Raw genomic sequence first — 18,807 nt, 5'->3', positions numbered from 1 at the left:
ACCTCTTTCCTCACTTTTCCTTCTTCATTGTTTATGGCAACCTTGAAATAGGTATGGTATTTAATTTTTGTATGGTTCGAAAAAAACTTACACAAATAAAAAAACCACTTACCAACTTCTCCAAATAACTTTAAACTCCTTGTTGGAACAACGTCTAAATATTAGGAGATGTTAGCAGTGGCACAAATTAATGATATTAGACATGAAGTAAATCATTGATTAACTCAATTTCTGCAATTTGACCGATCAAGTCTTTATCATTTTCGACAATTCATCTTCATATTAACCGATGTATTTCCAAAATGTACCGTAAGAAGTGTGAATCCGTTCGACTTGTTGTTGTAGTAATAATTTTTTCATTTCCGTTTCAACTTGTAAATGTGGAAGGTTGTACGTAAAAGCAATATCTCTTGTTGATACAAATTGATTATATTGAATAAAGGTTAATAATGGCGGTAGTGGATGACTAACAGGTAATTCACCTAAAATTTCGGCCATAACTTCAATATATACTTCATACGTATTGACACCGGATAATTTCAATCCTTCTTCTTCAATTTTATTATTAAAAAATACAATGGTAGGTGTTTCTGTTACAGCCATTTCATTAGTAATTTTTAAATCACATTGAAAAGCATGGGATGTACTCGTAGAATGGATGTCTTTCTTAAACTCATCTACATCTAATGAAGACTCTTTAGCACATTGAATTAATATCTCTAGTTTTGAAATATTTTCATTTTTTAAATAAATATATTCTTGTAACTTTTTTAGAAAGCGGATACCTGCTCGTTTTCCTTGGAGCTCCGCTGCTTTAACTGCAATTGACGCAATATATGGTGATGATAGATTTACTTTAGCTTCAATGTCATTGCAGTTAATATGGGATCGAGTGACCGTTTTTTCATACTTTTTTGGTTGTCTCGAACGGATCAACTTTCGGTTGACATGATTTAAATTTGATATATTGCCGCTTAACACATATGTCAGACTAAAATAATGTCCGTATTGAAACTGTAACTTTTTGATTACAGGTTCTAAGGCAAAACAGTCTGGGCATAGTGGATCAATGAAAAAGTATAATTCTAACGGTTTTTCATTACTGCAAACAAAAGCAAACAAATTCATTTCTGGTTGCTTTTTGTCGATCATTGAGTTTCACCTTTTTCATTTTCATTTTCATCGGGTGTATTAACCATATGATGTGCAGTAATGACGAGTCTCGAAAAAAACTCCTCTCTTTCTGGTCCATGGAAATGAACTTCATCCATCGCTGCACTCATGCAACTTAGCCAAGCATTTGCCCGCTTTGGTGTAATTGGAAAGGGTAAGTGTCGCATGCGAAGCCGTGGATGACCGTGCTCTTCTGTATATAAAGGAGGTCCACCTAAAAATTGTGTTAGAAATTGTTCCTGTTTTCGTGCAATTTCGGTTACATCATCTGGAAAAATTGGTGATAAGTCTGGGTGTAGTTTCACTCGCTTATAAAACGCTTGAATAATATTGTGTAAAGTTTCTTTTCCTATTTTTTCATATTGTGTCATTTTCATTTGTGCCATTACGGTAACTCCTTTATTTTCTATTCAGAACAAGGACATTAGTTTCGTCCAATCAAAAGTTCAACATGTTTGTACGGTAAAAGAGATTGGCAACATGAGCCTTACATTGTGTATATTCATTTCATACCAATGTATGAAATGGAGATTTCATATTGTTAAAAAAGAACTACTTCCGTTTAGATCCCAAATGAAAGGGATGCCTCTTAATTATCTTTGCGTTTATTTTATCAACGGTTTCGAGATAACTCAAATAATATAGCTTACAGGTAAATTTTCCTAGTTGTATTTACTGAAAATTTGTTTCAATCCAATAAAAAACGCTCTGGAGTGTTTAACTCTGAGCGCCAATCAGTTTAAGTGATATAACTATTATACATTTTTATGTAATTCATTCATAATCTTTTCAACATATGTTTGCGTTTCTTTAAAAGGTGGAATGCCACCAAATTTGTTAACATTGCCAGGACCAGCATTGTAAGCTGCAAGGGCAAGTTCAACGGTTCCGAAACGGTCTAGCATTTGGCGTAAATATTTTGTTCCGGCCATAATATTTTCACGGGGGTCATGGATATCTTTTACCCCTAGTCCTCGTGCTGTATCTGGCATTAATTGCATCAATCCGCGAGCACCGGCAGAGCTAACTGCATTCATATTAAAGTTCGATTCATGCTTAATGACGGCTGTTATTAAATTTTGCGGTAGATGATATTTTTCAGCTGCTTCTTCTATAATCGGTCTCAGTTGTTCATCGGCAATTTTAACTGGTATTGTTTTTACGTTGGTTAACGGTCCGGTAGATGGGGCCTTAACATCAGAAGTATGATGACTCGTATTCAAAGTTTGGGTCGAATTGGAGTGCGTTTCCCTGTTATTGCTATTTAAATTTTGTAAAAACACGAAAGAATCAAGCATTGATGAAAAGCTTGTATTGTGATTCGTTGATTTCGAGAAAGGATTCAATTGTTGTAATGTATTAATTTCGATAAGAAGCTTTAGTTGGTTCACGTTCAATTCTTTACACCTCTTTGGACGCACCGTTTTGCAACTCGATTTTTCGATTATAAAATCGTTGGATTTTGTTTAAAGTTTTTCGTTTTGGAATGTGAAGTGCATGAAGTAAATTATTAAAATGTTTTAAACCCGTTTCATAGTTCTCTACTTCATATTCTATCTCATAATCAACGATATTTAAATAATAACTTTTGTCTAATACGAGTACACCATCACAATATTGTAACTCTTTTCGATCAGTTTTTAATGTCCCGAAATAGGTGATCTGTTCAAGAGGAATTTGAAGTTCAGACAGTCTTTCTGCAATTTTACCTTCTGGGAACTGTTTTTGTTCAATCAGCATTTTTCGTTCTTCTTCACGTATCTCTTCATTTGTTTCTAATAGTCCAACCTCCCGTGGTTCTTTTAATGTCAGTTCATAGTTTCCATTTTTTCTACGTATCCGTAATGCACAACCTAACTGTTTTAGTGCGAAATTTTCTGTATCAAAATAATCATTATGTTGGCAGAAAAAGTCATTATCGCTTACAGAGAAATATTTTTGAAGTTTTATAAATTCTTCCTTAGTAAGGATATTTTTAAATTCAATCTCGAGATGTTCTGACAATGTGTATCCTCCCTCATAAACAATTTTATAAAAGATATTTTCTTTACCTAACTTTTTGTTTGTATATGGTAAAATAATAACAAATAAACCGTGGCAAAATGAAGAGGAGAATTAAAAATTAAATTTTATTAGGAATATTAAAGATATCCATTCAATAGATTAGATGTGGAAGTTTTTATAAAGAAAATGTAAAAAAATGATTTTATGTGTAATATAGAATGGAAGAAGTATTGGGGTGATAGGATGGATTGGGAAAAATTTTTAGATCCATATCGACAGGCTGTAGAGGAATTAAAAATTAAATTAAAAGGTTTAAGGAGACAATTTGAAATTAGAGGTACTCATTCTGCCATTGAATTTGTAACAGGCAGGGTAAAGCCAGTTCCAAGTATACTCGATAAATTGAAACAGAAGAATCTTACGCTTGATCAAGTGGAAGATTTATATGATATTGCCGGGGTTCGAATTATGTGTCAATTTGTTGATGATATAAAGCAAGTAGTTCATCTATTAAGAAATCGGAACGACTTTGAAGTTGTAGAAGAGAAAGATTACATATCTAATAAAAAGGAAAGCGGTTATCGTTCCTATCACATGATCATCCGTTATCCAGTGCAAACAATATATGGAAAACAGACGGTTTTAGCTGAAATTCAAATTCGGACACTTGCGATGAATTTTTGGGCAACGATCGAACATTCGTTAAACTATAAATATAATGGACAATTCCCAGATGATATTCAATTTCGCCTCAAGCGGGCAGCAGAAGCAGCCTTTTTACTTGATGAAGAAATGTCATTAATTCGTGAAGAAATCCGAGAAGCACAAGTTGTTTTTTCAAATAAAAAAGAGTCTTAATTTTTTTCTTTAAATCAATACATACATATTGTTTAACAATTGAACAGGAGTGAGATGGTTGAAATTTACAGTTGTGTCAAAGGGCGATGAGCGGTCCAATGAATATGCAAGTCAAATAAAGAAGTATTTAACAGACTTTGAGCTGATTTATGATGAAGATGAACCAGAGATTGTCATTTCCATAGGTGGAGATGGTACTTTACTAACTGCTTTTCAACAATATTGTGATCGTTTAAAAGATACAGCGTTTGTTGGAATACATACGGGGCATCTTGGCTTTTATGCTGATTGGCGACCTTCGGAAATTGAAAAACTTGTCATTGCCATTGCAAAGTCAGAATTAAAGGTTGTCGAATACCCGTTACTTGAAGTAAATATTTCTTATAACGGGAATAAAAAAGATGAACATTTTTTAGCTTTGAATGAAGCGACGATAAAAAGTGTCGAGGGTACATTTGTTATTGATGTTGAAATAAAAGGAGAATTATTTGAACGATTCCGTGGCGATGGTCTATGTGTTTCAACACCTTCAGGTAGTACGGCTTATAATAAAGCTTTAGGTGGTGCTATTATTCATCCATCATTACCATCGATTCAAATTTCAGAAATGGCATCGATCAATAACCGTGTGTTTCGAACTATTGGTTCACCGTTAATTTTACCGGCTCATCATACTTGCCGTCTTCGTCCTGTAACAGAGAAAGACTTCCAAATAGGCATTGACCATCTATCCTTCTTACAAAGGGACATTAAAGTTATTGAATTTAAAGTAGCAAAAGAAAAGATTCGTTTTGCTCGTTATAAACCTTTCCCATTTTGGTCCCGTGTACGAGCATCATTCGTAAGTGACTAATTTTTACGGATATGTTAAAGGAGCATATATTTTTTATGAGGAAACCATATATTTTGGAATGGACGATTGGACAAGAAGATCACGGGAAAGTTATTAAGCAATTTTTACATGAGAGGGAAATTTCGAAGCGCGCGTTAACGGATATTAAATTACATGGTGGGGATATTCGGATAAATGGTGAGCATGTAACGGTAAGGCATGTCTTATCCCGCGGGGAAAAACTTACTGTTCAATTTCCATTTGAACAGAAAAGTGAAACTTTAGAAGCCGAAAAAATCCCGCTTGATATCCTGTATGAAGATGCGGATATATTAATCATTAATAAACCACCATTTATGAATACCATCCCATCAAGAGAGCATCCAACTGGAAGTGTAGCCAATGCATTAATGGGGTATTATGACGAAAACGAAATTGTTTCAGCTCCACATATTGTGACACGGCTTGATCGGAATACTTCTGGACTGGTTCTAGTTGCTAAACATCGCCATGTTCATTATTTGTTTAGTAAGGCACAACAACAAGGTCGTGTAACTCGTGTTTATGAGGCCATTGTAGAAGGAGTTTTGAATGAAACAAACGGAATCATTGAAGCACCCATTGCGCGAAAACGAGACAGTATCATTGAGCGAGAAGTAAATGAAAATGGTCAGTTTGCTCGGACAAGGTACGAAATCATTCGACAATATCAAGATTATGCCCATATTAAATTAAAGCTTGATACAGGAAGAACCCATCAAATTCGTGTACATATGTCTTATCTTGGTCATCCTTTAATTGGCGATGACTTATATGGTGGCAGCACTACTTTGTTATCACGGCAAGCTTTACATTGTAAATACATTCTATTTGTGCATCCGATATTAAAAAAAGAGCTTTCGTTTTCTTGTCCATTGCCGGAAGATATGAGACGTCTTATTGAAAAGTAAAAAAGAGGGGCTGTTCAGACAGTCTGATTTCGGAGAAATAGATTGGTACATTGGAGGACGGCGACACATCCATTGGTATGTCTTTAGCTTTTGTGCCTGACCTTTCGGCACAAAAGCTATTGCTATTCCCACGAAGTCTCCGCCAACTCTCCTATCAAAAATGGCTTATTATGACTTGATGTACAGTCCCTTTCTTGAAATGTTTGCAAGCTTTAAAGTCTTCAAGATTCGTTTTTTAACATAATTTTACGGAAACTCTGTAAACTTTTCAGGTACATATGGCATGGATGATAGAACTTGAACAATATCCATTTCGGGATATCTTAATGCAGTTAATTTTCCTCCAAACACACAACCAGTGTCGATATTATATGTATTGTTAATCACACGAACGTCTTTAACCGGAGTATGTCCATACACAATGGTTTGTGTACCCCGATAAAGTTTTGCCCAATCCCTTCGAACTGGACGACCATCAGGCATTTTCTCCCCAGTAATATCACCATATAAAACAAAGGTTTTTACTTTTTTATGCTTATAGCCTATATAATCCTCACGTATTCCCGCATGGGCAATAATTAACTTTCCATCATCTAATTGTAAATATAAAGGAGCACTTTCATATAGTTCCATAAATTTTTTACGCACTTCTTTTTGCTTTTTTGCTGGCAGTCTTTTATACTCCGCATCGGTAGTTTCCAAGCCGTGCGATATTTGAACTTTGTTACCTAGAAAATACCGATACAATTTGTTACAGTGATTACCAGGTGTATAATAGGCAAGATCATTTTTGACGAGATCATAAATAAATTCGATGACTTTTATTGATTGTGGTCCCCGATCGGTTAAATCACCAACAAAAGCAAGTTTGCGACCATCTTTATGGATCGGTAAATGATTTTCAAACGTATAGTCTAACTTACGGATGAGTGCAAGTAATTCCGCATAACACCCATGGACATCACCAATAATATCAACTTTCATAATTCATTATCCTTTCATATACATATTGATTTTGTTAATATATTGACTATCTGTAAAAAATATCATTAGAGATAGAGTTCATTTTAGTTTAGAAAGGAGTTACCTTATGGAACATACTGCATCAATTTCATCCTTGTTAATTGTAATTATAGCAGCATTTTTAACGCCCTTAGTATTACACAGATTAAAGCTAAATATCATCCCTGTTGTTGTAGCAGAAATTATTGTTGGTTTAATTATTGGTAAAAGTGGATTTGATATCGTACAAAGTGATGAATGGTTAGAGATCTTATCCACGCTAGGATTTATTTTTCTCATGTTTTTAAGTGGATTAGAGATTGATTTTAATGCCTTTAAAATTAAAAAGAAAAATAACAATAAAGGTGAACAAGAACCGAATCCGTTAGTTATATCCATTATTATATTTACTGGCATTTTATTATTGTCATATGGTCTATCTTATTTATTCGTATTAGCTGGCTTTATTGACAGTGTGATGCTGATGACCATCATAATATCAACGATTTCCCTTGGCGTTGTTGTACCTACTTTAAAAGAAGAAAATTTAATGAAAACAACGATTGGTCAAATTATTCTTCTTGTTGCCGTTATTGCTGATTTAGTAACGATGATTTTACTTGCAGTATTTGTTTCTATTAAGGATAGCGGTTCAGGAAATACTTGGTTGTTACTAATTTTGTTCGCAGCAGGTGTGCTTTTATATTTTGTTGGTCGCAAATTTCAAAAAGGTCAATGGTTGGAGAACTTGTCAAAAGGAACGGTTCAAATTGGTACCCGAGCTGTTTTTACGCTTATTATTTTCCTAGTTGCGCTATCGGAAACGATAGGTGCTGAAAATATATTGGGAGCTTTCCTAGCAGGTACTTTAGTATCGTTATTAGCACCAAGTAAAGAATTGGTGTCTAAACTTGATTCTTTCGGCTATGGCTTTTTAATTCCGGTCTTTTTTGTGATGATTGGTGTGGAATTAAATATTTGGGCATTGTTTAGTGATCCGCAATTACTATTGTTAATCCCATTATTATTAATCGCATTATTGATTTCGAAGATTTTACCGGTATGGATATTAAAGAAATGGTATTCAACGAAAATGGTTGTTGCCTCAAGTTTTATTTTAACGGCAACCTTATCACTTGTGATTGCTGCAGCCACTATTGGAGAAGATATGGGAATTTTATCTTCTGAATTAGGTGGTACATTAATCTTAGTTGCTGTCATTTCATCCATTATTACACCAGCTGTTTTCAAAAAGATATTTCCAAAACAAGATACCGATGAAATACAAATTGATGTGGCGATTATTGGGGCTAATCAAATGACTTTGCCGGTATATGAACAACTAAAATCATCATTATACAACCCTACGATTTTTCATCGTAAACAGGAAAAACTCGATCAGTTAATTTCGAAAGGCACGGTTTTTTCCATCGTCGAATTAGAAGATTATACGGAAAGTCAATTTGAACACCACAACATCTATAACTATGATGTGGTCGTATTAGCGACAGGCGATGAAAAATTAAACGCCTCTTTGGCGGAACTTATGAAAGAAAATGGAGTGGAGCGTGTTTTAGCCCGAGTTGAAAATCCGACGCTTGCGAAAGAGTTAAAACAACAAAATATAGAGATTTTCTCAACTATTCATGCCCAACATGTGTTGTTGCGTGCTGCCATCGAATCACCATCGATGATGCAATTATTAATGGATCGGGATACATCGTTATATGAAATTAAAATATTAAATGCAAAATATCACGGTGTGCTTATTCGGAAGTTTCCGTTTATGGGTGATGTGATTTTTGTGCGAATATTAAGGAATGGTGAAGCGATTGTTCCTCACGGTGACACGGAGTTAAAACTTGAAGACCGTTTAATTGTTTCCGGCTCAATGGAATATTTAGATGAACTAAAAATGGAGTTAGAATTAACTTAACCTTTTCAATCCCGGGGATTTCATGTAAAATTAGTAGTAGGTACTAATAACATGTAATAATATAGGAGGAACAGTATGGTATTATCATTAGAAGGAAAAACGTTTGTTGTAATGGGGGTAGCTAATAAACGAAGCATCGGTTGGGGAATTGCACGTTCTTTAGATAAGGCTGGAGCACGACTAATTTTTACTTATAATCAAGACCGCATGTTAAAAAATGTTGAAAAGTTAGTTGAAGAATTAAATGGAAAAGATTCCATCATTCTCCAATGCGATGTTGAATCCGATGAACAAATTGAAAATTGTTTCCAAGAAATAAAAGAAAAAGTCGGAGTCATTCATGGTGTGGCACACTGTATTGCCTTCGCTAAAACAGAAGAATTACAAGGAGAGTTTGTCAATACTTCTCGAGACGGTTTCTTATTAGCTCAAAATATTAGTGCATTTTCTTTAGCTGCAGTTGCCCGTGCGGCAAGACCACTAATGACAGAAGGTGGCAGCATCGTTACTTTAACTTATTTAGGTGGCGAACGCGTTGTACAAAATTATAATGTGATGGGTGTAGCAAAAGCATCCCTTGAAGCCAGTGTTCGTTACTTAGCCAATGATTTAGGGAAAGATGGTATCCGTGTGAATTCAATTTCAGCAGGTCCAATCCGCACGTTATCCGCAAAAGGGATTCGTGATTTTAATTCGGTTCTGAATGAAATTGAAGAACGTGCACCCCTCCGCCGGACAACAACGCAGGAAGAAGTCGGTGATACGGCGTTATTCTTATTTAGCGATTTATCAAGAGGAATTACAGGAGAAAATATTCATGTAGATTCAGGTTTCCATATTCTTTCTATTTAACGAATAAAGGATCTTACTTCAATACATATCTCGTATTGATTAAGTAAGATCCTTTTTATTTTTAATCAAAATAGGCATTTAACAAACAAAAAGCAATTGCATACAAATACTATATATCTTCATGTAGGGGAGAGTTAGGAACAATGGAAAAGCAAGATAATTTAAAACAAGGATCAATATTGCTTGGGAAAGAGACAATTGAGCGAGATTACTCAGGTCAAATGCAATCGGTGTATCGAATTAAAATTAACGATGGTAATCAAGAATTGAGGCAGGAAAAAGAAAAACTAGATAAGTTAGAAGTGGATCTTGACATCGAAACAGATGATCAAGTTGCTGATCGTGAGAAGATAATTGAGAAACATGAGGAAAATAATGATGAAATGGTTCAAAATAAGGAACATGACCAAGAGTCGGATACTGAAACTCATTTTGATGAATCAGAAAAAGTGAACATGCGAAAATTAATCCGTCGTTTAGCCCTTTACCCTATTGGAATTGAAAGACCTATTTGTGAAGCTGAAATTTCAGGTGAGCGAAAAAAATTTCAAGTCATTAGTAAACGCGGGAATCGATTACGCATATTTTATAAACGTCGTTATGAATGGGTTGAAATTGATGATATAAAAAACTTTACTGTTATATCTTAAACGATGAACGTAAATTGTAAATAAAATAATTTTCTTCATCAATAAAGAGGTCTTTAAATATGACCTCTTTTTTTCATCTAAGACGATTTTAGTGAAAATAGTGGAGATCGACTTTATAACTCTATATTAGAATAATGATACAGTAGAAGAAATTAGGGGCTGTCCAGAAAGTCAGCCCAACAAAAAATTAAGTTTTGGTGGCGGACGCTTATTCGTAAAGCATGCTAGGAGCCTCCTTAATTCATATTCTTGTAGAATCTCGTATATGAATTATACTGCACAATAGTTGTGCACCTTTTTGGAGCCGCCACCTCCACTTAAAAAACGGTCTTCTATCCGACTTTTAAAAAACTGATATGGCATTCCCTATTAGATGAATCATTCCATATTAAACTGTTACTTGTCTTGGAGTAGTTGCAGGATGGCAAACAACGCCGCAGAAACAATTTAAATCAACAGTAATGCAAATACCTGAATGGAAATAGCCTCCATTTGGTTCAGATACCGGATCATCTAAAATGTCAAATAGGTTATTAATTAATGAAGTTTTTGTTAGTTCTGGTGTAATAAAGCCAGATGTATCTACGAACTGTAGAAGTTCTAAGGTTGCACAGCAAGTCTCTGGATCAACGTCTACAACACGGAATGCAACAGCCATAACAGAAGTAATACCACCGGCATTTGTTCTGCGAACACCTCTAGCTACAAAATAATCACAGTCACCTTTACAAATTAGTGAGACAGGAATTGTTGTTGGTCTAGCTCCAGTAGGATCGATACCTCCACATAACTCATCCAGAGCTGTCGAACAACCACTTACACAATTTGATGGGCTAACTTTTTCTTGGGCTTCTACGATATCAAGCAATATATCACAAACACAATTGTTAGTGTATTCTCCATGTTCACAACTCATACTCTTCTTTCCTCCTTATCAGTATTTCTCGTTCACTTACAGACTATGTAAGAAGGCGGATAACGGCATCAGTTAAACGCCCATTTTATGGTGAATTTTAATTATAAAAATAAGCCCACTTTTATATATTTTAATGAGGAGGCGGGACAGTGGTGAATGAATTCGATGGATGGTTATTTTTTTTAATGAGTTTGGCTGTATTTCGTTTAACGAGATTAATTGTATTTGATAAGATTACAGAATTTCTTCGGATGCCATTTCTAGATGAAATTGAAGAGAAGGATGAAGAAGGAAATATCGAGATTTATCTTGTTCCGAAACAGAAAGGAATTAGAAAATGGTTTGGAGAGTTGTTGAATTGTTATTGGTGTACAGGGATTTGGGTTAGTATTTTCCTAGTTGTTTTTTATCATTTTTACCCTACAATAGCTGAACCGATAATTGTTATACTGGCCGTTGCAGCCTGTGGCGCTATATTAGAAACATTAAATTCATTTTTATTAGATAAATAACACGAACAAAATGCAAATCATTCTCGTACAATAATAAAAAATGAAAAGAGGGGAAACAATGAGAAGAAAACTAGTAAAATCGGAAAAATCGTTAGCATTAAAAAAAGCGCAAAGGACAATAAGAAGAAAGAGTTGTGGATGTGGTCGTAGAAGACGAAATAATAACGATCATCAATAATTCATTAATTCATTTATGGCATCTGGTATTTTCAGATGCCATTTTTTATGCATTCGTCCATTTTTAAAGTTGTTTGTGTAGAAAGGAACAATAACCCAAGCAGTCATTATTAATAATCATATATAAATATAGACGGTACTATAAGGAGGGTAAAAGATGTTAAGAGAGTTATTAAAAAGACTGAAAATTGCAGGTTTAACGATTGATGCTGTATATACATTACCAACCAATGTAGCTGGTCAACCACAATTAGTAGGTGTAAGAGTTGTCGATGTTAGTTTAACATCGGTTACATTTGAAAGTGTTGGTTCACCAGCGCCCGAATTAATTACAGTCGCAATTGATAAAATTGTTGCGATTGAACATCCACCAGTTCCGTGACAATGAAGGGCTCCTGAATAGGGGCTCTTTTTATAAGGACAATTATTGATGTATGAAGGAAGACTCATGACTTAAAAAAGGAAAGTGAAAAATGAAGATACTTTTTATTACGAAGGATTTTACAAATCGAATTGAAAAATCTAGTTATTATTTACTAGAAGCATTAAAAAAGAAGGCGAATGTCGTCCCGAGTAGTGAGGATGGCAATATTGAAACAATATTAAAAAAAATTAGATTTGAGCCTGATTTCATTTTACTGAATGATATGAAACCAAGCTATTGTCCGTATGTACGTGGATTTCATCGTCTTCATATTCCAGTAGGTGCTATCGTTCATGATTTAAAATATAAACCGAATCAAAGAAGACAATTCTATAAAGAAGAAAATATTCGATTCCTTTTTACACATTATCGGAATGCGTTTAAGGAACTCTTCCCGGAACTGATCGACCGGATGATATGGTTCCCACATCATGTTCCGACTGATATTTTTAACGATTACCATTTGAAGCGGGATATTGACATATTAATGATGGGGTCGATTTATCCGCGTCTTTATCCAATGCGGGCAAAATTCTATGAAATATTGAAAGATGAACCGAATTTTGTCTATCATGAACATCCTGGCTATTTAAAGATAGAAGATTGGCAAAATGTATATGCCGGTGAAAAGTATGCACGCGAAATTAATCGGGCAAAAATTTTTGTCACATGTCATTCGATTGATCATTTTCCTCTGTTAAAGTACTTTGAGGTTTTAGCTTGTAAGACTTTACTAGTTGCAACCCCGTCAAAGGAACTAGAGGAACTAGGCTTTATAGATGGAGAAACATTTGTTGCGGTAAATGAAGAAAATATAAAAGAAAAAATAGCCTATTACTTAAAAAATGAAAAGGAAAGAAAAAAAATATCGGAACGTGGTTATGAAATGGTTCACAACCATCATTCTACGGATAAACGAGTTGAAAGTTTAATAACACATATTAAAAAAATTGTGAAACAAAATCAATAGAAAAAATAACGAAACCTTCTCTGAATATGACAAAATTAGACCGTCAACTAGTCCGAATGAAGCGAGAACGAATAGTATAAAAATAAAGTTAAAAAATTAGGAAGTGTTTATATGAGGGTCATAACGATATTAGGAACAAGACCAGAAATTATTCGCCTAAGTTTAATTATAAAAAAATTAGACCAATTTTGTGATAAGCATGTTCTTGTCCATACAGGTCAAAATTTCACAAAAAATTTGAGTGATATTTTTTTTGAAGAATTAGATATTCGAAAGCCGGATTATCATCTATATAATGAAAAAAACACATTAGGAAATCAATTAGCGACCATGTATAAGGAATTGGAACAGATTATTCAGGTAGAAAAGCCGGATAAAGCATTGGTACTTGGCGATACCAATAGTGGTTTATCAGCAATCCTTTTAGAGAGGATGGGGATCCCTGTCATCCATATGGAAGCAGGGAACCGGTGTTATGATTTACAAGTACCAGAGGAGAAAAATCGTCGAGTGATTGACGCAATTTCTACTTTTAATTTACCGTATACACCAAATTCAAAGGAAAATTTAATCCAGGAAGGCATACCAAACCATCGTATTATGGTCAGTGGTAACCCAATCAATGAAGTTCTGACTTATTATAAAGATAAAATTGAACAAAGTCATATACTCAAAAACTTAAATTTAAAAGAAAGGGATTATTTTGTCGTAACGACCCATCGAGCAGAAAATGTGGATCATATTAAGCATTTAAGTGAAATTCTCCATGCATTAAATAAAGTGGCTGAAAAATATCAAAAAAGAATCATTTGTAGCATTCATCCTCGTACAAGGTCAAAACTTCAACATATACAACAAATCACCCTCCATCCCTTAGTTGAGTTCCATGAACCCTTTGGATTTTTCGATTTTATTAAACTACAAAAAAATGCATATTGTGTCTTAACGGATAGTGGTACTGTTCAAGAAGAAAGTTGTATTTTTCATGTACCAGCAGTCACAATCCGCAATAGTACAGAACGGCCTGAAACAGTAGAATGTGGAAGTAATATTGTTTCTGGTATTGATCGGAATTCGATCCTTCGAGCTGTGGATGTCATGGTTAGTAAACCTCCAAATTGGGATCTACCGACTGGATACGGCGATGAAAATGTTTCTGATAAAGTTGTTAAATTTGTATTAGGAGGTAAAGGAGTTGTTTGAACAAAAATCCATTCTTATAACAGGAGGAACTGGTTCTTGGGGATATGAATTAGTTGCTCAACTATTAACAAAAAATCCTAAAGAAATTCGAATATTTTCTAGGAATGAATCAAGTCAAGTTGCAATGCAACGAAATTTCAACGATGAACGATTAAAATTTTTTATCGGTGATATTCGTGATAAAGAAAGTTTAATAGAAGCATGTAAAAACGTCAATTTCATTTTTCATTTAGCTGCTTTAAAGCATGTTCCAGTTTGTGAGGCTCAACCTTTAGAAGCATTAAAAACGAATGTAATCGGCACACAAAATGTCATCGATGCAGCCATTTTGAACAAAGTAGAGAAAGTAGTTTATATTTCAACAGATAAAGCTGCCAATCCCGCAAACTTTTATGGATTAACAAAAGCAATGGGTGAGCAATTGATTACTCATGCCAATCTATTAACAGAACATACACGATTCGTTACTATTCGCGGCGGAAATGTACTCGGAACAAACGGCAGTGTAATTCATGTATTTAAAAATCAAATTAAGACAACCGGAGTCGTCTCTTTAACAGATAAAGAAATGACAAGATTTTTCCTAACGTTAGAAGATGCGATTCAATTATTGTTTAAAGCAGCTGAATCAAGTATTGGCGGGGAAATATTTGTAATGAAGATGCCAACCTGTAAAATACTTGATTTAGCAGAAGTTATGATTGAAGAACTTGGAAACGATCAAGTCAAGATTGTTGAAACAGGAATACGTCCAGGTGAAAAAATTCACGAAATTTTATTTTCGGAAATTGAGAGCAAATATACGGTTACGTTTGATGAACAATATTATGTCATTTTACCGCCCAAAATGAGTGTTAAATTAAAAGAGAAATATGCCGACTGTCCAATTGTACCAACTAAATGTTACAGTTCCCATGAAGGATTAATGAATAAAGCTGCACTAAGAAAGCTATTGAAAAAAGGGGGCTTTCTATCGTGAAGTTACTTGTTATTGGTGGTCAAGGAATGGCGGGTCATATGATTGTTCAATATTTTCAAAAACAGCCATCATTTGAAGTGAAATATACAACTCGTTCGCCAAATGATGGCATCTTTTTCGATGCAATGAAGATGGAAACAATCGACACGATCATAAAAAAAATCCAACCTGATTATGTAATCAATGCGATTGGATTATTAAATGATCGTGCAGAAAATAATCAACTGGAAGCCATTCAAGTGAATAGCTTATTTCCTCATTTCTTAAAAAGAAGACTAGATGAAACAGGAGGAAAGCTAATTCATATTAGTACAGATTGTGTTTTTTTAGGTCAAATGAGCAAAGAAATGACAAATTTGAATCGAGAAGGTCGCTATACGGAAAAAGACACGCCAGACGGTCAAACGATTTATGCTCGGACGAAATTTTTAGGAGAAGTTCATACACCACCACACATCACAATTCGAACATCCATCATAGGCCCAGAGTTAAAGGACGGTATCGGTTTATTCCATTGGTTTATGAAACAAAAAGGAGACATAAACGGGTATACAAACGTATATTGGAACGGTGTGACCAGTTTACAATTAGCAAAAGCCATTCATAACGTGATTGAAGAAGGAATTACTGGTCTATACCATTTAACTGCTCCAGAAGTTATATCGAAATATCATTTATTAAAGCTCATTCAACATGTTTTTCAAAAACAAGATGTCGTTATTCATCCATTCGAAGACATAAAATTAGACCGAACTTTAAGAAATACCAGAGATGAAAAAATTTTTGTACCACCATATGATCAGATGATTCAAGAATTGTATGAGTGGATGAAACATCATGAGTAAAGAAAGGATCTTAATTACAGGAGCAAACGGTTTTACCGGACAACATGCATGTAGCCATTTTTTAAATAATGGTTATGAAGTGATAGCATTAAAAAGAAATCAACAACATACAGATCAATTAAGTCAAGATCAAGTACAATCAATCTTATGTGATTTAACAGACGAGGAAGCGATTGCCAATGTCATTAAAGAGACGAAACCAGATTATATCCTTCATGCTGCTGGTAAAAACGATGTGATGGAATCGTGGCAAAATCCTTCCATGTATTTAAAAGCGAATGTCATGGCAACAATACACTTATTGGAAGGTGTAAGAAAGTATAAATCTGATACTAGAGTGCTAGTGGTCGGTTCGGCCCTTGAATATAATCCAACCCAACGTCCCAATCATCCATACGGCTTAACGAAAACATTTCAAAGTTTAATTTCAAAATCTTGGCAAACATTATTTAATCTATCCATCATAATAGCAAAACCGACAAATTTAATAGGTGCTGGACCGTCCCGCGGTTTCTGTTCTTTATTAGCAGAAAGAATCGTGAAACTTGAAAAATATAATATATACGAACCACTTCAAGTTTATCATCCGAATCAAGTACGCGATTTTCTCGATATACGTGATTGTTTAAAAGCATACGAGATTTTATTAAAAAAAGGTGACATTGGAGAAGTTTATCCGATTGGAACAGGGAATTTCCATAGTTTAAAAGAGGTCATTAATCAATATCAATTATTAACGAATGTACCCGTACCGGTGGAAATAATGGATCAAAATCATAAACTCGCCAATAAAAATGGTCATTCAGTATATGAACACGGTCTAGATCTTTCAAAGATAAGAAAGTTAAATTGGAACCCATCAATCCCGTTTTCATCTTCTTTAAATTCAATTTTATCCTATTATCGTCAAAAGTTATAGGAGGGACTCATGAAACCGAAAGTATCAATTATTATCCCATTTTATAATTGTTCGTTTGTGGCGGAGGCGATTGACAGTGCCCTAAAGCAATCCTATCCAAACAAAGAAGTAATTGTAGTTAATGACGGATCAACACGTTATCTAGATAAACTACATCCTTATTTGGATAAAATCCAACTTATTGAAAAGGATAATGGGGGCACCGCTAGTGCGTTAAATACGGGCATAAAACAAGCAAAAGGTGAATATATAGCATGGTTGAGTTCAGACGACATATATTTGCCAGAAAAAATAAATATACAGATTGATTGGATGGAGAAACACGGATATAAAATTAGTTTTACTCCTTTTTATATTGTTGATGAAAATAAAAATATTTTATATGAACCAATCAAAATAAAATTTCATTCACAAACACAATTGAAAAAAATTTTAAGAAAGAAAAATCTGTTTAATGGATCTACAGCGATTATTCATCAAGATGTATTTTCTAAGGTTGGCCTATTTAATGAGAACCTCCTATATACACAAGACTACGAATTTTGGTTAAGAGCTTCAAAATATTTTTCAATAGGTATAATAGAGAGACCGACAATTTTATATCGGATGCATGAGGAAATGGGGTCAAAAAAGTATGCTGCAGAGGTTCAAGAAGAACTGAATGTTATGAAACAAAACTATATCTATTAAATGATGAAATAAAAAATGTTACGAATGCAAATTCGTAACATTTTTTTTATTTTAGACTAATTTTATTCCATCAAATATATGGGACCAATGAATATCATTACCTTTCCATATTTCTTTATTAGGCAATTCGACAATCGTTACTTTTTCAAGTGGGGATTCTTTAACGATCATTGTATTAACATTTTTGTGATGTACCATTAATAGTTCAAAATCATTCACGACCATTTCAGAAAGAATGGATTCTAGTTCTTTTATTTCATCTAAAGAAGCTTCAGACTGCTCTGTACGAATAAATAAAATTCGTTTGCTCTTTTTTACTTTATCTAAGAAGCGTTTAATTCTACGATCATATTTTTCTCGAACTTCAGGGTAACCGCCTAAATGGGTTAGTGTATTATTATGTGCTTTAAAATCATGATTTATACCAATATCATATACAGGATTATATACATATAAATCATTTTCAGACAGATATTTAATTGGTTTCAGATTTTTAATATCCATAAATCCCGAAAATCTGTTTTTGAGTAGTAAATTAACTTTTGATAAAGTTGGGGATCCGACCCAATCTAGTACGCCTGAAAATGGTCGTAAATTATGTTCTCTTAATTTCATCGCCGCTAAACAGAGATGCCCTAGGCTAAAGGTAGCATCATATTCCCCTTTTATTTTATTCAAATTTGCCAAGTAACATATCCCTCCTTAATTAAAATTCTATTATTATTTAATATATGAAAATAATTTATTTGTGTATAAGCGAACATAAGTAAAATAAAAAAATAGATATTAATTGGTAACGTCAAGAATTTTGTGTAAGGTTCTATAGAGTATCCTCAGATTATGCTGTATTTGATAATAAATTCATTTATCTGTTTCCCACTAGGAGACTGAATATTCAGTCTCCTAGTGGGAAAC

General features: G+C 34.1%; 21 protein-coding genes. 14 read left to right on the top strand and 7 right to left on the bottom strand.

Annotated features, from left to right (window positions below):
* Positions 1-282 precede the first annotated feature (282 nt).
* The 4 genes from OEV82_RS10440 to OEV82_RS10425 all read right to left on the bottom strand — a co-directional run bounded on the left by OEV82_RS10440 (position 283) and on the right by OEV82_RS10425 (position 3,177).
* The gene (locus tag OEV82_RS10440; RefSeq protein ID WP_263061839.1) at positions 283-1,152 is read right to left on the bottom strand and encodes a ClpXP adapter SpxH family protein; all 870 of its coding nucleotides are present in this window, start codon (positions 1,150-1,152) and stop codon (positions 283-285) included.
* The gene (locus OEV82_RS10435; RefSeq protein WP_173661671.1) at positions 1,149-1,559 is read right to left on the bottom strand and encodes a globin domain-containing protein; all 411 of its coding nucleotides are present in this window, start codon (positions 1,557-1,559) and stop codon (positions 1,149-1,151) included. Before OEV82_RS10435 ends, OEV82_RS10440 begins: the two co-directional genes overlap by 4 nt.
* A gap of 369 nt (positions 1,560-1,928) precedes the next feature.
* Positions 1,929-2,570, bottom strand: coding sequence for a lytic transglycosylase domain-containing protein (locus OEV82_RS10430; protein WP_263061838.1), 642 nt, complete (start codon positions 2,568-2,570; stop codon positions 1,929-1,931).
* A gap of 4 nt (positions 2,571-2,574) precedes the next feature.
* On the bottom strand, positions 2,575-3,177 hold the full coding sequence (locus tag OEV82_RS10425) for a CYTH domain-containing protein (RefSeq protein WP_173661673.1): 603 nt from the start codon (positions 3,175-3,177) through the stop codon (positions 2,575-2,577).
* Positions 3,178-3,420: 243 nt separating this feature from the next.
* On the opposite strand from OEV82_RS10425, the gene OEV82_RS10420 reads away from it, so the two are divergent.
* From OEV82_RS10420 to OEV82_RS10410, 3 genes are read left to right on the top strand one after another with little or no spacing between them, the layout of a single operon-like run.
* A complete protein-coding gene (locus OEV82_RS10420) occupies positions 3,421-4,035 on the top strand; it encodes a GTP pyrophosphokinase (protein ID WP_263061837.1) in 615 nt (204 codons plus the stop codon).
* A 58-nt stretch (positions 4,036-4,093) separates the two neighbouring features.
* Positions 4,094-4,888, top strand: coding sequence for an NAD kinase (locus tag OEV82_RS10415; protein WP_173661677.1), 795 nt, complete (start codon positions 4,094-4,096; stop codon positions 4,886-4,888).
* Between the two features lie 35 nt (positions 4,889-4,923).
* A complete protein-coding gene (locus OEV82_RS10410) occupies positions 4,924-5,817 on the top strand; it encodes an RluA family pseudouridine synthase (protein WP_263061836.1) in 894 nt (297 codons plus the stop codon).
* A 246-nt stretch (positions 5,818-6,063) separates the two neighbouring features.
* Here OEV82_RS10410 and prpE read toward each other — a convergent pair whose 3' ends face one another.
* A complete protein-coding gene (gene prpE / locus OEV82_RS10405; RefSeq protein WP_173661681.1) occupies positions 6,064-6,801 on the bottom strand; it encodes a bis(5'-nucleosyl)-tetraphosphatase PrpE in 738 nt (245 codons plus the stop codon).
* Between the two features lie 106 nt (positions 6,802-6,907).
* Here prpE and OEV82_RS10400 point away from each other — a divergent pair, with 106 nt between their 5' ends.
* From OEV82_RS10400 to OEV82_RS10390, 3 genes are all read left to right on the top strand, one after another.
* Positions 6,908-8,755 carry a monovalent cation:proton antiporter family protein gene (locus tag OEV82_RS10400; protein WP_263061835.1) on the top strand — a complete coding sequence of 616 codons (1,848 nt, stop codon included), beginning with the start codon at positions 6,908-6,910 and terminating at the stop codon, positions 8,753-8,755.
* Positions 8,756-8,830: 75 nt separating this feature from the next.
* Positions 8,831-9,607, top strand: coding sequence for an enoyl-ACP reductase FabI (fabI, locus tag OEV82_RS10395; protein ID WP_173660505.1), 777 nt, complete (start codon positions 8,831-8,833; stop codon positions 9,605-9,607).
* A gap of 143 nt (positions 9,608-9,750) precedes the next feature.
* Positions 9,751-10,257 carry a hypothetical protein gene (locus OEV82_RS10390; RefSeq protein ID WP_263061834.1) on the top strand — a complete coding sequence of 169 codons (507 nt, stop codon included), beginning with the start codon at positions 9,751-9,753 and terminating at the stop codon, positions 10,255-10,257.
* A gap of 388 nt (positions 10,258-10,645) precedes the next feature.
* Here the strand turns inward: OEV82_RS10390 and OEV82_RS10385 are convergent, their stop codons facing one another.
* Entirely contained in the window at positions 10,646-11,173 is a 528-nt protein-coding gene (locus OEV82_RS10385) for a CotY/CotZ family spore coat protein (RefSeq protein WP_173660493.1), read from the bottom strand.
* Positions 11,174-11,358: 185 nt separating this feature from the next.
* On the opposite strand from OEV82_RS10385, the gene OEV82_RS10380 reads away from it, so the two are divergent.
* From OEV82_RS10380 to OEV82_RS10345, 8 genes are all read left to right on the top strand, one after another.
* The gene (locus OEV82_RS10380) at positions 11,359-11,685 is read left to right on the top strand and encodes a DUF1360 domain-containing protein (protein WP_173660509.1); all 327 of its coding nucleotides are present in this window, start codon (positions 11,359-11,361) and stop codon (positions 11,683-11,685) included.
* 334 nt (positions 11,686-12,019) lie between these two features.
* Entirely contained in the window at positions 12,020-12,244 is a 225-nt protein-coding gene (locus OEV82_RS10375; RefSeq protein ID WP_173660491.1) for a hypothetical protein, read from the top strand.
* A gap of 91 nt (positions 12,245-12,335) precedes the next feature.
* Positions 12,336-13,256: a glycosyltransferase family protein gene (locus tag OEV82_RS10370; RefSeq protein WP_263061833.1), complete on the top strand. Its 921-nt coding sequence runs from the start codon at positions 12,336-12,338 to the stop codon at positions 13,254-13,256.
* Positions 13,257-13,367: 111 nt separating this feature from the next.
* Positions 13,368-14,459 (top strand): non-hydrolyzing UDP-N-acetylglucosamine 2-epimerase, encoded by a 1,092-nt coding sequence (gene wecB / locus OEV82_RS10365; RefSeq protein ID WP_263061832.1) that lies wholly within the window; start codon positions 13,368-13,370, stop codon positions 14,457-14,459.
* Positions 14,452-15,438: a polysaccharide biosynthesis protein gene (locus tag OEV82_RS10360; RefSeq protein WP_263061831.1), complete on the top strand. Its 987-nt coding sequence runs from the start codon at positions 14,452-14,454 to the stop codon at positions 15,436-15,438. Before wecB ends, OEV82_RS10360 begins: the two co-directional genes overlap by 8 nt.
* Positions 15,435-16,283, top strand: a complete 849-nt coding sequence (locus OEV82_RS10355) for a dTDP-4-dehydrorhamnose reductase family protein (protein ID WP_263061830.1) — start codon at positions 15,435-15,437, stop codon at positions 16,281-16,283. The genes OEV82_RS10360 and OEV82_RS10355 overlap by 4 nt, the downstream gene beginning before the upstream one ends.
* Positions 16,276-17,202: an NAD-dependent epimerase/dehydratase family protein gene (locus OEV82_RS10350; protein WP_173658032.1), complete on the top strand. Its 927-nt coding sequence runs from the start codon at positions 16,276-16,278 to the stop codon at positions 17,200-17,202. The genes OEV82_RS10355 and OEV82_RS10350 overlap by 8 nt, the downstream gene beginning before the upstream one ends.
* 9 nt (positions 17,203-17,211) lie before the next feature.
* Positions 17,212-17,892, top strand: coding sequence for a glycosyltransferase family 2 protein (locus tag OEV82_RS10345; protein WP_263061829.1), 681 nt, complete (start codon positions 17,212-17,214; stop codon positions 17,890-17,892).
* A gap of 51 nt (positions 17,893-17,943) precedes the next feature.
* On the opposite strand, the gene OEV82_RS10340 is transcribed toward OEV82_RS10345, so the two are convergent.
* Entirely contained in the window at positions 17,944-18,579 is a 636-nt protein-coding gene (locus tag OEV82_RS10340) for a papain-like cysteine peptidase (RefSeq protein ID WP_263061828.1), read from the bottom strand.
* Positions 18,580-18,807: the final 228 nt, after the last annotated feature.

Origin of the sequence: Pallidibacillus thermolactis (assembly GCF_025660415.1) — a bacterium.
Classification (GTDB): domain Bacteria; phylum Bacillota; class Bacilli; order Bacillales; family Caldibacillaceae; genus Pallidibacillus; species Pallidibacillus thermolactis.
Note: the sequence above shows the minus strand (reverse complement) of the source record. Positions and strands in the feature narration are given on the sequence as shown.

What these genes read in the sequence shown, in the direction of transcription:
- OEV82_RS10440 (WP_263061839.1), bottom strand. Translation starts at nt 1,152, where the DNA reads ATGATCGACAAAAAGCAACCAGAAATGAATTTGTTTGCTTTTGTTTGC.
- OEV82_RS10435 (WP_173661671.1), bottom strand. Translation starts at nt 1,559, where the DNA reads ATGGCACAAATGAAAATGACACAATATGAAAAAATAGGAAAAGAAACT.
- OEV82_RS10420 (WP_263061837.1), top strand. Translation starts at nt 3,421, where the DNA reads ATGGATTGGGAAAAATTTTTAGATCCATATCGACAGGCTGTAGAGGAA.
- OEV82_RS10410 (WP_263061836.1), top strand. Translation starts at nt 4,924, where the DNA reads ATGAGGAAACCATATATTTTGGAATGGACGATTGGACAAGAAGATCAC.
- prpE (WP_173661681.1), bottom strand. Translation starts at nt 6,801, where the DNA reads ATGAAAGTTGATATTATTGGTGATGTCCATGGGTGTTATGCGGAATTA.
- OEV82_RS10400 (WP_263061835.1), top strand. Translation starts at nt 6,908, where the DNA reads ATGGAACATACTGCATCAATTTCATCCTTGTTAATTGTAATTATAGCA.
- fabI (WP_173660505.1), top strand. Translation starts at nt 8,831, where the DNA reads ATGGTATTATCATTAGAAGGAAAAACGTTTGTTGTAATGGGGGTAGCT.
- OEV82_RS10390 (WP_263061834.1), top strand. Translation starts at nt 9,751, where the DNA reads ATGGAAAAGCAAGATAATTTAAAACAAGGATCAATATTGCTTGGGAAA.
- OEV82_RS10385 (WP_173660493.1), bottom strand. Translation starts at nt 11,173, where the DNA reads ATGAGTTGTGAACATGGAGAATACACTAACAATTGTGTTTGTGATATA.
- OEV82_RS10380 (WP_173660509.1), top strand. Translation starts at nt 11,359, where the DNA reads ATGAGTTTGGCTGTATTTCGTTTAACGAGATTAATTGTATTTGATAAG.
- OEV82_RS10375 (WP_173660491.1), top strand. Translation starts at nt 12,020, where the DNA reads ATGTTAAGAGAGTTATTAAAAAGACTGAAAATTGCAGGTTTAACGATT.
- OEV82_RS10370 (WP_263061833.1), top strand. Translation starts at nt 12,336, where the DNA reads ATGAAGATACTTTTTATTACGAAGGATTTTACAAATCGAATTGAAAAA.
- wecB (WP_263061832.1), top strand. Translation starts at nt 13,368, where the DNA reads ATGAGGGTCATAACGATATTAGGAACAAGACCAGAAATTATTCGCCTA.
- OEV82_RS10350 (WP_173658032.1), top strand. Translation starts at nt 16,276, where the DNA reads ATGAGTAAAGAAAGGATCTTAATTACAGGAGCAAACGGTTTTACCGGA.
- OEV82_RS10345 (WP_263061829.1), top strand. Translation starts at nt 17,212, where the DNA reads ATGAAACCGAAAGTATCAATTATTATCCCATTTTATAATTGTTCGTTT.